The organism is Desulfuromonas acetoxidans DSM 684 (genome assembly GCF_000167355.1).
Taxonomy (GTDB): domain Bacteria; phylum Desulfobacterota; class Desulfuromonadia; order Desulfuromonadales; family Desulfuromonadaceae; genus Desulfuromonas; species Desulfuromonas acetoxidans.
The window spans coordinates 1-14756 of record NZ_AAEW02000003.1 but is presented as its reverse complement, the minus strand read 5'-3'; the positions used below and the strand labels follow the sequence as shown (position 1 = coordinate 14756).

The window sequence follows — 14756 nt, the reverse complement described above, 5'->3', positions numbered from 1 at the left end:
ACCCTTTCTAGGAGGTGCTCTATGAATCTAGACCAGGAAGTGATCGGAGAACTTTTTGCCGGGGATCCCCGGTTCCGTAAACTGTATGAAGAACATCAAATTTTTGAAAAGCAGTTGCAACAGCTCGACAATATGACATTCCTCTCCGATGACCAGGAGATGGAACGAAAAAAAATCCAGAAAATGAAACTGGCTGGTAAAGATGAGATGGAGCAGATTATCAAAGCGAGTAACCCGTAGATCAAGTGATCTCGTGACCGAATAAATTCAAAAAGGGTTTGAGGGTATCTCAAGCCCTTTTTGTGCATCTTGGAGAAGTTTGTCAGTAGAAAACTTTTGTTTGTTAATAATGTATCGGGTCGTCGGATGGTCTGACGGCTCGTGTTTGACCCTATAAAAGGATAAGAGAAAAATCATGCCCGAGTATCGTTCCGCAAAATCCGTACAAGGAAGAAACATGGCTGGCGCTCGTGCCTTGTGGCAGGCGACAGGAGTGCAATCTGAAGATTTCGGCAAGCCGATCATTGCTGTGGTGAATTCCTTCACCCAGTTTGTACCCGGCCATGTCCATCTCAAAGATCTCGGGCAACTGGTGGTTAAGGAAATTGAAAAAAACGGTGGCATTGCCAAAGAGATGAACACCATGGCTATCTGTGATGGTATTGCTATGGGCCATAACGGCATGCTCTACAGCTTGCCGTCGCGTGAATTGATTGCCGATACCGTGGAATACATGGCGAATGCTCACTGTGTTGACGCCTTGGTGTGTATCTCCAACTGTGACAAGGTCACTCCGGGGATGTTGATGGCATCCATGCGCTTGAACATTCCGACGATCTTTGTCACCGGTGGTCCCATGGAAGCGGGACATGCTCGGGTCGGTGATAAAGATGTGGCCTTGGACCTTGTTGACGCCATGGTCGTTGCCGCAGATCCGACAAGAAGCGATGAAGATGTAGCTGCCTATGAGGGAAATTCGTGTCCGACCTGTGGCTCTTGTTCAGGAATGTTTACCGCCAATTCGATGAATTGTCTGACAGAGGCTCTGGGGATGAGTCTGCCTGGTAACGGCAGCCTGTTGGCTACCCATGCCTATCGTAAGGAGCTGTTTGTCGAAGCGGCTGAGCGGATTGTTGGTTTGGCAAAAGCTTGGTATGAGAACGACGATGCCCGAGTGTTGCCACGCTCTATTGCTACCAAGGAAGCTTTTGAGAACGCCATGCGCCTTGACATTGCCATGGGTGGATCCACGAATACCGTGCTTCACCTGTTAGGCGTCGCACGGGAAGCCGAGGTGGATTTCACGATGGAGGATATCAACCGTCTGTCCTTGAACACGCCCAACCTGTGTAAGGTGGCTCCCGCTGTTCAGCATTATCATATGGAAGATGTACACCGCGCCGGCGGTGTGCTCGGAATTCTTGCAGAATTGGATCGTGTCGGTCTGGTTCATCGTGATGTGGGCACTGTTCATTGCAACTCCATGGGGGAGGCGTTGGAGAAATGGGACCTGGCAACATCGGATGATTCTGCAACCAAGCGGCGTTATCTGGCCGCTCCGGGGCGTAAGCGCTGTCTGGAGCCCTTTGCCCAGGAAACGTTGTGGGAGTCGGCTGATCTTGATCGGGAAAAAGGGTGCATCCGCTCCATCGATCATGCCTACAGTGCTGATGGCGGTCTGGCTGTTCTTTACGGCAATCTGGCCCCGGAAGGCTGCATTGTCAAGACCGCCGGTGTTGATGATTCCAATCTGACTTTTGCCGGTCCGGCCTGTATTTTTGAAAGCCAGGAAGAGGCGATTGAAGGTATTCTTGGCGACAAGGTCAAGGCTGGTGATGTCGTGATCATCCGTTACGAAGGGCCTAAAGGCGGACCGGGGATGCAGGAAATGCTCTATCCGACCAGTTACCTGAAATCCAAAGGCTTGGGTAAAGCTTGTGCCCTGGTGACCGATGGGCGTTTCTCCGGTGGTACCTCCGGGTTATCCATTGGCCATGTGTCACCCGAGTCCGCAGAAGGTGGACCCATGGGGCTGATCGAAAACGGTGACCAGATTACCATTGATATTCCTAAGCGGGTCATCCGTGCAGAAGTGAGTGATGATGTGCTCAATCAACGTCGTCAGTCCATGGAAGCGCTTGGAGAGAAGGCCTGGCAACCCAAAGCACGTCAGCGCGAAGTGAGTCGGGCGCTGCAGAATTATGCGGCAACGACAACCAGTGCGGCCCGCGGTGCAGTGCGTGATCTGGAACAATTGAAAAAATAACGACATGATGCATATTGCAAAAATGACAGGGCGATTTTGAATTGGCGTAAGCCACAGGAGGAGGATACACAGTGAAAAAAACAGGATCTCAAATATTGTTGGAGTGTCTGCGCCTTGAGGGCGTTGATACAGTTTTTGGCTATCCGGGTGGAACGGTTATCAATATCTATGACGACCTGATGGATTCGCCGATCAAGCACATTCTCAATCGTCATGAGCAGGCTGCTGTTCATGCGGCTGATGCGTATGCGCGTGTGACTGGAAACGTTGGTGTGGCGATTGCTACCAGCGGGCCCGGTGCAACCAACACCATTACCGGCATTGCAACCGCTTACATGGATTCGATTCCCATGGTGATCATCTCAGGCCAGGTTCCGACGCCGCTGATTGGTAATGACGCTTTTCAGGAAGCCGACATGATCGGTATCACCCGTCCAATTACCAAGCATAATTATCTGGTGCGTGATGTCAAAGATCTTGCCCGGATTGTCAAGCAAGCCTTTTACATTGCCCGTACCGGTCGCCCCGGTCCGGTTCTGATTGATCTGCCTAAGGATGTCCAGGTTGATTCAACAACATTTTCTTATCCGGAGAGTGTTGAGCTGCGTGGCTATAAACCTACAGTGAACGCTAATCCCCGCCAGTTGGAAAAAGCAACAAAAATGATTCTAGCGGCCCGTAAGCCGGTCATTTACGTTGGTGGTGGCGCGACGCTATCCGATGTCTCTGAAGATCTTTTGAAGTTTGCTGAAACGATTCAGGCTCCGGTTACAACCACCTTGATGGGGATGGCCAGCTTCCCGAAAACGCATCCGTTGTCTGTGGGGATGCTCGGTATGCACGGCACCTTCTACGCCAATATGGCGGTGACCAATTCCGATCTGCTGATCGCTCTGGGTGCCCGTTTTGATGACCGGGTTACTGGGAAAATTGCCACCTTTGCGCCTCATGCGAAGATCATCCATGTGGATGTTGATCCGACCTCAATCAAGAAAAACGTCCGTGTCGACTTGCCGGTTGTCGGTATGCTGGATGATGTTCTGCCGCGCCTTACGGAAAAAGTACAGCGTGACCAGGATGAGCTTAAAGAAACCATCGAAGCGACGGATGCCTGGAGGGCACAGGTTGATGAGTGGAAAGAGCAGCATCCTATGTCGTACAAGCAGACAAAGTCGACCATCAAACCGCAGTATGTTATCGAAAAGTTGCGTGAATTGACGGACGACGATGCCATTATCACCACGGAAGTTGGTCAGCACCAGATGTGGACTGCCCAGTTCTTTGATTTTTCACAGCCGCGCACCTTTGTTACCTCTGGCGGCTTGGGTACTATGGGCTTTGGCTTGCCGGCCGCGCTCGGAGCGCAGGCCGCATTCCCGGAGCGTCAGGTTATTGATATCTCCGGTGATGGTTCGTTTCAGATGAATTCTCAGGAGCTGGCCACGTTGGTTCAGTATCGTCTGCCGGTCAAGATTGTGATTCTTAATAACAATTTCCTTGGTATGGTACGTCAATGGCAGCAGTTGTTTTTTGATAAACGCTACAGCCAGACGTGCATGGAGCTGCCCATTGACTTTATCAAGCTGGCTGAAGCCTATGGTGCAACCGGCCTGCGTGCCACCAAGGTGGAAGAGGTTGGTGATGTGATTAAAAAGGCTCTGGAAACGCCGGGTCCGGTCATCATGGAGTTCAAAGTGTCTCGTGAGGAGAACGTACTGCCCATGGTTCCTGCCGGTGCCGGGTTGAATGAGATGGTTCTGGCCTCCTGATGGCGTTTGAGTCGATTGAGTTGATATCCATTCTTGATTGCTGCGGACTGAAACGAAGAACCGTAGCCAGGGAGATTGCTGCATGAAGCACACAATATCCGTTTTAGTTGAAAATGAGTTTGGCGTTTTACCGCGTGTTGCCGGATTGTTCTCCGGACGCGGATTTAATATTGACAGTTTGTCCGTCGCCCCGACCATTGATGAGAGTATTTCGCGCATGACCATTGTAACCAGTGGTGATGAGCGGATTCTTGAGCAGGTGACCAAGCAGCTCAATAAGCTGATTGATGTTATCAAGGTCATTGATTTTACCGACCAGGATTTTGTCGAGCGTGAAATGTTGCTGGTTAAAGTGACGGCAGAAGCAGAAACGCGTGCTGAAGTGTTGCGTATTGCCGATATTTTTCGCGCCAATGTTGTGGATGTGACCCCAAGGTCTTATTCTCTTGAAGCGACAGGGACACCTCAAAAAATCAATGCGCTCATCGAACTGTTGCGTCCTTTGGGGCTGAAAGAACTGGTCCGTTCTGGCCCGGTTGTTTTGGGGCGCGGCGCAAAAGGGTGGAAAAGCGCTGAGTAAGGTGGTCATCCATCGTGCCAATATGTGAACACGGTTTTGTTTAAAGCGCTTTTATGGTATATGAAACAGGTTCGTCTGTTAGTGTACCTGAAAGCAGGTTTTGTGCACTGAGTCAGAGTTGAATTTGTAGACGGGGGCGATTTTTCGCCCCCGATTTTATGTAAGGTGAGATGATGCGCAATCAAAATCAGCCGATCGCTGTTGAAGGCTATCCGTTTGTGGGCTTATTTGCCTTTGTAACCCTTGTTGTGGCTCTGCTTGACTGGAGTTTGATTACGGTTTTGTGTCTTGCGGTCACGTTGTTCTCTGTTTATTTCTTTCGTAATCCAGACCGCACCGTACCACAGGGTGAAGGTCTTGTTGTGGCACCGGCGGACGGCAAAGTGGTGTTTGCCGATATTGTCCGCGAAGAACGTTATTGTAAAGACGAAGTTCTTAAAATCAGTATTTTCATGTCGCTGTTAGATGTTCATGTCAACCGCGTGCCGTGTTCCGGCAAGGTTGTTGATCAATTTTACAATAAAGGACAGTTCTTCAACGCGTCACTGGACAAGGCAAGCCTGGAAAATGAGCAAGCAGGCATGCTGGTGGAAACAACGTCAGGGCGTAAAGTCGTTGTCGTTCAAATTGCAGGCTTGATTGCCCGCAGGATTGTGACCTATCCTGTGATTGGCGATGTACTTGAGTGTGGCCAGCGTTTTGGTTTGATCCGGTTTGGATCACGACTGGATGTTTATTTACCCAAAGATACCGTAAGCGAGCTTCGAATTGGCGACGTTTGTGTTGGTGGCGAAACCGTAATAGGACAATTACAATGAAAAAATCGTTCAGCGACCGGCGGGAAAATGTGCGCCGTGGCGTGTATATCCTGCCCAATCTGGTAACCACTGGAAGCTTGTTTGCCGGTTTTTACGGCATTGTTGCCAGTATGAACCACAAATACGATGTGGCAGCCTGGTTCATTCTGGTCTCCGCAGTTTTTGATACCTTGGATGGCAAAATAGCCCGTTTGACCAATACCACCAGTCAGTTTGGTGTTGAATACGATTCGTTGTCGGATCTGGTCGCCTTCGGCGTTGCTCCCGGTGTTTTAATGTACACTTGGGCATTGCAGCCGTTCGGAAAACTCGGCTGGCTGGCTGCATTCCTCTACGTGGTTTGCGGTGCCTTGCGGCTGGCGCGGTTCAATGTTCAAGCCAGCACGGTCGAGTCGAAAAATTTCATCGGTTTGCCCATTCCGGCGGCGGCCAGTATGGTTGCGGCCTGTGTATTGCTGTTCTACCATCTTGGTGGTACCGGAACCATCCGTATGGTTTCTGTTCTTGTGCTGATTTATGGTTTGGCTGTTCTTATGGTCAGTAATGTGCCGTATTACTCTTTTAAAGACCCGGAACTGTATAAACGGCGGCCGTTCGGTATCTTGGTTCTGGCCATTGTGCTGATTATTGTCATCGTGGCGCAACCTGCTGTAATGTTCTTTATTATTTTCCTCACCTATACCATGTTCAGCCCGGTTCTTGCTTTGATGGGTTATTTGCGACGCCGTCGGGAAAAGAAAGTTTCACAGGGCTAAACTTAATCTTACCGGGTTGAAAAACGACACGCGGAAAAAAAATTCCGCTAAGTTTGTTTGACTTGGGTTGTTCAGGTATGATTTAGTTCAAGTATTAGTCAAAGGCGTTGAAGAGGAGTAGTAACTCCTATTCCTGTCTCAGAGAGCTGGCGGTTGCTGAAAGCCAGTACAGGATAAGGGTGAACTCGCCTTGGAGCCGTTGCGATGAAGCAAACAGTCTAGTCGTGATCGTGAGCCTGCGTAAAGGGTTTAACTAAGGGTCCTGAGGATCGGACCGAAACAGGGTGGTACCGCGTAAGCTACAGGCTTTCGCCCCTGAAGTTATTCAGGGGGGGAAGCCTTTTTTGTTTTTAACTCCAGTCAGTCGATGTTGTGGTCCAGATATGGGCTTTGTGAAGCGTCTGCTAAATTTTACAGGAAAGGGGGTGGTTGTGTGGAATCCGACCTAGGTGAGCTAGTCAGGTCTCTTTGTTTTGTTACACTGTACCCTTATTCTACGCAGGCCCCTGTTCGTTATAGCCGGGGCGTTATGTCAGGAGGACAATATGTCTGAACCCAAGAAGATTTTGATTTTTGATACCACGTTACGTGATGGTGAGCAGTCTCCCGGTGCCAGTATGACCATTGAGGAGAAGCTGCGTATCGCTCATCAGCTTGAAAAAATGAATGTTGATGTTATGGAAGCCGGTTTCCCCATCGCCTCGGAAGGTGATTTTGAGGCGGTCAAAAAGATTGCCCAGACCATCAAGGGACCGCAGATTGCTGGCCTGTCGCGAGCCAACGACAAGGATATTGACCGCGCTTGGGAAGCTTTGAAATATGCCGGTGATCGTGGCCGTATTCATACGTTTATCGCGACCAGCGATATTCATATGAAACATAAGCTGAAAATGACCGAGGATGAGGTGGTTGAAACGGCGGTTAAGGCCGTTAAGCGTGCTGCCGGCTATACGCCTAATGTTGAATTTTCCGCCGAAGATGCGGTTCGTACCCGGTTGCCATTTCTGGCACGGATTGTCGAGGCGGTGATTGATGCCGGTGCCACTACCGTGAACATCCCCGATACAGTCGGCTACACCATGCCCAATGAATACTATGACATTATCCGCTATCTGAAGGAGAATGTGCCGAATATTGAAAGGGCGGTGATCTCAGTTCACTGCCATAATGATCTCGGTTTGTCTGTCGCTAACTCTCTGGCCGCTATCCGCGCCGGGGCGGGGCAGGTGGAGTGTACTGTGAACGGAATTGGCGAGCGGGCCGGTAACTGTTCTTTAGAGGAAGTGGTGATGGGGCTTAAGACACGTCAGGATATCATGCCCTATAAGACCGATGTGGTTACCGAACACATCTATGCCACCAGCCGTTTGCTGACGACTATTACCGGGATCGTTGTGCAACCGAATAAGGCGATTGTCGGTGCTAACGCATTTGCCCATGAAGCTGGAATTCACCAGCATGGTGTGCTGATGGAGAAATCGACGTATGAGATCATGACGCCGGAATCCATCGGTCTCAATCAAAATAAGTTGGTTCTCGGCAAGCACTCCGGTCGCCACGCATTTATTCAGCGTTTGGAAAGCCTTGGCTACGATCTGTCCAAAGAGGATATTGAGAAAGCTTTTGTCCGCTTCAAGGCGTTGGCTGATGTGAAAAAAGAGATCTTTGATGAAGACCTTGATGCGATTGTTGCCGATGAGATTATCCGCGTTCCCGAGCGTTACAAGTTGTTGCAGATGAATGTGTCATCTGGTTCCTTTGCCGCACCGACGGCAACGGTTCAAATGGAAGTGGATGGTGAAATATGCAAGACGGCTGTGATTGGTGACGGTCCGGTTGACGCAACCTTCAAAGCGATCAAAGATCTCTCCGGCTGTGATGTGCGGCTGTTGCATTTTTCAGTGGGCGCTATTACCGGCGGTACAGATGCTCAGGGCGAGTGTACAGTGCGTTTGGAAGAGCAAGGTCGTGAGCAATTAGGACAGGGGGCTCACCCTGATATTATTGTTGCGGCTGCCAAGGCTTATATCAACGCTCTGAACAAGATTGCTTCGTTGCAAAAACGCACACCGGTAGATCTGTAGAATCGGTGTAAAAATACAGGCTGGCATCACGGGGCGCTGTTCAGGCGTCCCGTTTTGCTGTATGGTGTGCGTTGCTGTTTACGCTGTTATAGGGATTTGTCGGCAGACTGTTTTGTGCTGACACGATTGATCGTGTAAAAGATAGAGTGAAGGAGAGATTATGGGAAAGACGATTGCAGAAAAAATCTTTGCGAGCCATCTGCGTGATGAGCCGTTTTCCGGAACAAAAGTTCTGGATCTGGACCGTGTGTTGTGTCATGAGATCACTACCCCGATCGCTATAGCAGATCTGGAATGGCGCGGTAAGGATCGGGTTTTTGACAAGGAAAAAATCAAGGCGGTGATCGATCATGTCACTCCGTCCAAAGATACCAAAACAGCCATTCAGGCGAAGATGCTGCGCGATTGGGCGCGTCGTCATGAAATCACCGACTTTTTTGATGTCGGCCACAACGGTGTTTGCCATGCCCTGTTTCCTGAAAAAGGGTTCATCCGTCCCGGCTTTACCGCCATCATGGGCGATAGCCACACCTGTACCCATGGGGCGTTCGGTGCGTTTGCCGCTGGTGTTGGTACCACTGACCTGGAAGTGGGGATTCTCAAGGGTGTTTGTGCGTTTCGTGAGCCTGCGACCATTCGCGTGAATCTCAATGGCGCCTTGTCTGATGGCGTTTTTGCCAAGGATGTTATTCTCTACGTGATCGGCCAGTTGGGCGTCAATGGCGCCACTGACCGGGTGATTGAGTTTGCCGGACCCGTGGTGGATGCCATGAGTATGGAGTCACGCATGACTCTGTGTAATATGGCGATTGAGGCCGGGGGCACCTGTGGTATCTGTATGCCGGATGAGGTGACCGTGGATTATCTGTGGCCGTTTATCCAGGATGAGTATGCTGATAAAGCTGCGGCGGCTGCGGACTTCAAAAAATGGCATTCTGATGCGGATGCCAGTTATGATCAGGTGCTGGATTTCAATATCTCGACCCTTGAGCCCCATGTGACCTATGGCTACAAGCCTGACTGTGTGAAACCGGTGTCTGAAATGGCAGGCGCTCCTGTTGATCAGATCTATATCGGCACCTGTACCAATGGCCGTATTGAAGATTTGCGCGAGGCGGCAGCGATTTTAAAGGGCCGGCGAATTGCGGATACTGTCCGTGGCATTGTTTCTCCGGCAACGCCGAAGATTTTCCGTGATGCTTTGGCTGAAGGGATTATCCAAATTTTTATGGATGCCGGCTTCTGTGTCACCAATCCAACCTGCGGTGCCTGTCTCGGGATGAGTAACGGCGTATTGGCTGAAGGGGAGGTCTGTGCTTCTACCAGTAACCGTAACTTCAATGGCCGCATGGGCAAGGGCGGTATGGTCCATCTGATGAGTCCGGCAACAGCTGCAGCAACGGCTATTACCGGTAAAATCACCGATGCACGGACATTGAAATAGACGAACGAAAGGAAAGCGCAGTTATGGAAAAAATCTTTAAAGGTCCGGCGATCTTTCTCGATCGTTCTGATATTAATACCGACGAAATTATTCCGGCCAAGTATCTGACCGAAGTCACTAAGGATGCCTTGAAGCCGTATATGCTTGAGGATCTCAAGTTGGATGGTTTTGATCCGAAGGGTGAAGCGCTGAAAAATGCACGTGTTGTGGTTTCACGGCAAAACTTTGGTTGTGGTTCATCTCGTGAGCATGCGCCCTGGGTGTTCGAGGTCAATGATGTTCATACGATCATAGCTGAAGGTTATGCGCGTATCTTCCGTCAAAATATGTTTAACGGTGGTATGCTGGCCATTGAATTGCCTAAGTCGGATATTGATCTGTTGTTTGAGCTGGCCAAGTCAGGTCAGGTGACGATTGACGTTGATGTTGACGGTCAGAAAATTAAGGCATGTAGTGCCGGTCAGGAGAAGATGTTTAATTTTGAAATCTCTGAATTTGACAAAGCTCTGGTTAAGGCCGGTGGCTGGGTTGAATTTGCTGACGAACGCTATTAATTCAACGAGTGGGCATTTCTGAGATTATTCAGCTGTGTCCAGCCGAACTGTTTGTTGAAAAGGGCTGGAGTTCTCCAGCCCTTTTTTATGTAAGGCTATGTGTCTCGTTTGGCTCATTATGTGTGACGTTTGTGGCACATGTAGGTGCGTTTTGAGCTGATTAATGACAAAACTGTTTGACAATTATTTGAGCCGATTTCTATAGTAATGACACTTTTATGACGGTACCGGACGCATTGAATCGGCAGGCTGTGCTCGCATGGCTTAAGCAATGGTGCCTCAAATGAAAGGTGAGGAGGAGAGACAACTATGGCAACGCAAACATTTAAGGTAGCGGTTCTTCCCGGTGACGGTATTGGTCCCGAGGTGATGGCTGAGGCAATCAAGGTTCTTGATGCCATTGAGAAAAAATACGATGTGTCTTTTGACAAGACCATGGCCAATGTCGGCGGTGCCGGTATTGATAATGATGGCAAGGCTCTGCCCGAAAAAACTGTGGAAACCTGTCGGCAGTCCGATGCCATCCTGTTTGGCAGCGTTGGTGGCCCGAAGTGGGAAACCCTGCCTCCGGATGAGCAACCAGAACGCGGCGCACTGTTGCCGTTGCGTAAGATTTTCGGTCTGTTTTGCAATCTTCGTCCGGCGATCATCTTCCCAGCATTGACCGGCAGCTCTTCTTTGAAGGAAGAAGTGATCGAAGGTGGTTTTAATATCCTGGTTGTGCGTGAGCTGACCGGCGGCATTTACTTCTCTGAACCCAAGGGGGTTGAAACGGTTGATGGCGTCAAGCGTGGTTTTGACACCATGATGTACACCGAGCCGGAGATTGAGCGGATCACGCGTGTAGCTTTTGATGTGGCGCGTAAGCGTGGCAGTAAAGTGTGCAGCATTGACAAGGCGAACGTCCTGTCAACATCTGTTGTCTGGCGTGAAGTGGTGGAGCGTGTCGCCAAAGATTACCCTGATGTTGAGCTGTCACATATGTATGTTGATAATGCGGCCATGCAGCTGGTGCGCTGGCCAAAGCAATTTGATGTCATGTTGTGCGGGAATATGTTTGGCGATATCATTTCCGATGAAGCTGCCATGTTGACCGGTTCTCTGGGGATGTTACCGTCCGCTTCGCTGGCGGAAGGTTCCTTCGGTATGTATGAGCCGTCAGGCGGCAGTGCTCCGGATATCGCAGGTCAGGGGATTGCGAACCCCATTGCTCAAATTTTGTCTGCATCGATGATGCTGCGCTACTCGTTCTCCATGGGCGATGCAGCGGATGCTATTGATAAAGCCGTAGAAACGGTGCTTAATCAGGGCTACCGTACTGGTGATATCTACCAGGGGACCAGTGATGAAAAGAAATTAAACACCTGCGAGATGGGTGATGCCATTGTTGCGGCGCTTTAGCGCTGCAATATTTTAAAACAACGATGTTTTTTCAGTAAAGGAACAAAAGGATGAAAGTCGGATTTATCGGTTGGCGCGGTATGGTTGGTTCTGTGCTTCTGCAGCGTATGCAGGAGGAAAATGATTTCAACGGGATTGAGCCGGTCTTTTTCTCCACCTCGCAGGTGGGGCAAGATGCTCCTATGGGGGCGGGAACGCTCAAGGATGCCACCGATATTGCCGAGCTTAAAACCTTGGATGCCGTTGTGACCTGCCAAGGGGGCGATTACACCAAGGCTGTGCACGGCCCTCTGCGTGAAGCCGGCTGGCAGGGCTATTGGATTGATGCGGCCAGCTCATTGCGCATGGTTGATGATGCTGTCATCGTCCTTGATCCGGTGAACCGTCAGGTGATTGATAAAGCATTGGCTGCTGGTCAGAAGGACTTTATTGGCGGTAATTGCACCGTTAGCCTGATGCTGATGGCTATCGGAGGGCTGTTCCGTGCCGGTTTGGTCGAATGGGTGTCTTCCATGACCTATCAGGCGGCATCCGGTGCCGGTGCGCCCAATATGCGCGAATTGCTTGGACAGATGGGTGTGCTGGAAGATTCTGTCGCCGACTTACTGGCTGATCCTTCTTCAGCAATCCTTGATATTGACAAAAAAGTGACCGAGATGCTGCGCAGTGATCAATTGCCGACTTCGGAATTTGGCCATGCTTTGGCTGGCAGTGTGTTGCCGTGGATTGATCGTGAAGTGGAAGATGGTCAAAGTCGTGAAGAGTGGAAGGGCTATGCGGAAACCAATAAGATCCTGGCTGCTGAAAGTCCAATCCCCATCGATGGGATTTGTGTGCGTATTGGAGCCATGCGTTGTCACAGCCAAGCGTTGACGATTAAGCTGAATAAGGATCTCCCCATCGAGGAGATTGAGAGGCTGATCGCCAATGATAATGACTGGGTGCAATTGGTTCCCAACTTCAAAGAGCAGACGTTACAACAACTGACTCCTGCAGCCGTTTCCGGTACCTTGACCGTTCCGGTTGGCCGGGTGCGTAAAATGAAGATGGGGCCGCAGTACCTTTCTGCATTTACCTGCGGTGATCAACTTCTGTGGGGGGCGGCTGAGCCTCTGCGCCGCATGTTGCAAATCTTGCTGGAAAAATAAAAAATCGCTCAAAGCGATTACGTTTGTGACACAATGACATGGTTCGTCTGCACTGATGTGGGCGGGCCATGTTGTTTTTTCAGGAGTGCGTCATGATCCCTTTAACGATTGCTGTAGTTGGAGCGACAGGAGCTGTTGGTCGCCAGTTGATTGAGGTGTTGGAAGAACGGGAATTCCCAGTGCGGAATTTGCGCTTGTATGCCTCGGAAAACTCTGTCGGTGATTTCATCGACTTTTGTGATGAGCCGGTCGCGGTTCAGGCTCTTGACAAGGATTCCTTTATTGATGTTGATGTGGCTTTTTTCTGTGCTACGCAAAGTGTTTCGGAAGAATTCCTGCCGCGTGCCAAGCAGGCCGGTGCATTATGTGTTGATGCAACTGCACCGTGGATAGCGCGAGAGGCGGCAACTCTGGTGGTTCCGGAGATCAATGGTGCTAGTCTGGACCGCGCCAAGCATCGTGTCTTATCCAATCCTGCCAGTGTAACAACGATGTTGGCTTTGCCTTTGGCGCAACTGGCGTCTTGTGTGGCGCTGAAAAAAGTGGTCATTACCACCTTTGAATCGGTTTCAGGTTGTGGCATCAAAGGGGTGGACGACCTGCGCAAACAGTGCGGTGAGTTGCTTAACGGCCGTCCGGCAAAGAAAGGTTGTTTTCCCCACCAAATGGCGTTCAATTGCGTGCCGCAGGTTGGGACGTTTGGTGAAGGGCGAGAAACGGATCATGAACAGCGGGTGCAGATGGAACTCCTTCACTTGCTGGGAAATGACAGGCTTGAGGTTGCTTTAACCGCGATGCGCGTGCCGGTTTTTTACGGTGATTGTGCGAGTCTTTATGTTGAATTTGACCAATCTGTAGACGTGAATTGTCTTGAGCAGGCCCTCACCGATGCGCCAGGGATTGAGTTGCTGGATGATGCGTCGCAGGGAGAATATCCCATGCCGATTGATTCAGCGGGGGTGGATGATGTTCAGGTTGGTCGCTTGCGGCCAGCCAATGATGCGTCCACGGCCTTTCAGGTGTTTGTCGCTATGGACAATTTACGTAAGGGGACGGCTGTCAATATGGTTCAGATGGTTGAGCAGGCGTGGAGAAATTAAGTAGCTATGCCGCGCTTGTGTCTCACTGTTGAATACGACGGCACCTCCTATGGGGGCTGGCAAGTGCAGCCCAATGCTCAGACGGTGCAGGAACAGATTGAATCGGCTCTTGCACAGGTGATCGGCGCTTCAGTTCGGGTGTATTCATCCGGACGGACGGATGCAGGAGTTCACGCAATTGACATGAAGGCTCATTTCGATGTCGAGACCCTGCTGCCTTTGTCCGCTTACCGCGAAGGGGTCAACCGTTTTTTGCCGCAGGATATCGTGGTTCGTCAGGTCTGTCGGGTTGCCGATGATTTTCATGCCCGCTTTGATGCACAGGGCAAATGGTACCGTTATCGGCTCTATCGGGGACGGATTCGATCGCCTTTGCACCGTTTAACCAGTTGGCATGTTGCTGGTGGCCTGGATGTTGAGGCGATGACACAGGCTGCGGATGCTCTTGTCGGCACACATGATTTTGCCGCGTTTCAAGCGTCAGGCTGTGCTGCAGCAACAACACAGCGAACCCTGTTTGAGGTGTTGCTTATTGACGAGGGCGATGAGTTGATCATTGATGTGCGTGGCAGTGGTTTTTTAAAGAACATGGTGCGCATCATTGTCGGCAGTTTGGTCGAGGTGGGACGAGCTAAGTTAACTGCTGGTCAACTTGCCGAAATCCTAGCCTCGGGGCAGCGCTGTCGGGCCGGTTTGACTGCGCCTGCACAGGGCTTGTGTCTGATGCAGGTCTGGTATGAAAAAAATATTGAAATCACTTGACGAACATCCTTGAATCGGCTATGTTTCGTGCTTCTGTGAGCCCCGTACAGTACGCAGATTTTAATAGATGAGAGG

13 protein-coding genes and 1 other annotated feature are annotated in these 14756 nt (G+C 50.5%); all 13 genes read left to right on the top strand.

The genetic code is table 11. From position 1 onward, the window contains the following. Window positions 1-21 precede the first annotated feature (21 nt). Entirely contained in the window at window positions 22-240 is a 219-nt protein-coding gene (locus DACE_RS02570; RefSeq protein ID WP_005998092.1) for an HP1242/YdcH family protein, read from the top strand. Between the two features lie 175 nt (window positions 241-415). Beyond that, complete coding sequence (gene ilvD, locus DACE_RS02565) at window positions 416-2266, top strand: dihydroxy-acid dehydratase (protein WP_005998090.1); 1851 nt, start codon at window positions 416-418, stop codon at window positions 2264-2266. A 71-nt stretch (window positions 2267-2337) separates the two neighbouring features. Next, on the top strand, window positions 2338-4035 hold the full coding sequence (ilvB, locus tag DACE_RS02560) for a biosynthetic-type acetolactate synthase large subunit (protein ID WP_005998089.1): 1698 nt from the start codon (window positions 2338-2340) through the stop codon (window positions 4033-4035). Between the two features lie 82 nt (window positions 4036-4117). Next, a complete protein-coding gene (ilvN, locus tag DACE_RS02555; RefSeq protein ID WP_005998088.1) occupies window positions 4118-4615 on the top strand; it encodes an acetolactate synthase small subunit in 498 nt (165 codons plus the stop codon). Window positions 4616-4788: 173 nt separating this feature from the next. After that, on the top strand, window positions 4789-5433 hold the full coding sequence (locus DACE_RS02550; RefSeq protein ID WP_005998087.1) for a phosphatidylserine decarboxylase family protein: 645 nt from the start codon (window positions 4789-4791) through the stop codon (window positions 5431-5433). Further along, a complete protein-coding gene (gene pssA / locus DACE_RS02545; protein ID WP_005998086.1) occupies window positions 5430-6188 on the top strand; it encodes a CDP-diacylglycerol--serine O-phosphatidyltransferase in 759 nt (252 codons plus the stop codon). The genes DACE_RS02550 and pssA overlap by 4 nt, the downstream gene beginning before the upstream one ends. A gap of 98 nt (window positions 6189-6286) precedes the next feature. Next, window positions 6287-6508: a binding site (T-box leader), on the top strand. A gap of 225 nt (window positions 6509-6733) precedes the next feature. Beyond that, window positions 6734-8272 carry a 2-isopropylmalate synthase gene (locus DACE_RS02540; protein WP_005998085.1) on the top strand — a complete coding sequence of 513 codons (1539 nt, stop codon included), beginning with the start codon at window positions 6734-6736 and terminating at the stop codon, window positions 8270-8272. 160 nt (window positions 8273-8432) lie between these two features. After that, window positions 8433-9716 carry a 3-isopropylmalate dehydratase large subunit gene (locus tag DACE_RS02535; RefSeq protein WP_005998084.1) on the top strand — a complete coding sequence of 428 codons (1284 nt, stop codon included), beginning with the start codon at window positions 8433-8435 and terminating at the stop codon, window positions 9714-9716. A gap of 23 nt (window positions 9717-9739) precedes the next feature. Next, window positions 9740-10270 carry a 3-isopropylmalate dehydratase small subunit gene (locus DACE_RS02530; protein ID WP_005998083.1) on the top strand — a complete coding sequence of 177 codons (531 nt, stop codon included), beginning with the start codon at window positions 9740-9742 and terminating at the stop codon, window positions 10268-10270. Window positions 10271-10579: 309 nt separating this feature from the next. Then, window positions 10580-11671: a 3-isopropylmalate dehydrogenase gene (gene leuB, locus DACE_RS02525; RefSeq protein WP_005998082.1), complete on the top strand. Its 1092-nt coding sequence runs from the start codon at window positions 10580-10582 to the stop codon at window positions 11669-11671. A 50-nt stretch (window positions 11672-11721) separates the two neighbouring features. Then, window positions 11722-12819, top strand: coding sequence for an aspartate-semialdehyde dehydrogenase (gene asd, locus DACE_RS02520; RefSeq protein WP_005998081.1), 1098 nt, complete (start codon window positions 11722-11724; stop codon window positions 12817-12819). A 92-nt stretch (window positions 12820-12911) separates the two neighbouring features. After that, complete coding sequence (locus DACE_RS02515) at window positions 12912-13919, top strand: aspartate-semialdehyde dehydrogenase (protein ID WP_005998079.1); 1008 nt, start codon at window positions 12912-12914, stop codon at window positions 13917-13919. A 6-nt stretch (window positions 13920-13925) separates the two neighbouring features. Continuing rightward, window positions 13926-14681: a tRNA pseudouridine(38-40) synthase TruA gene (gene truA / locus DACE_RS02510; RefSeq protein WP_005998077.1), complete on the top strand. Its 756-nt coding sequence runs from the start codon at window positions 13926-13928 to the stop codon at window positions 14679-14681. Window positions 14682-14756: the final 75 nt, after the last annotated feature.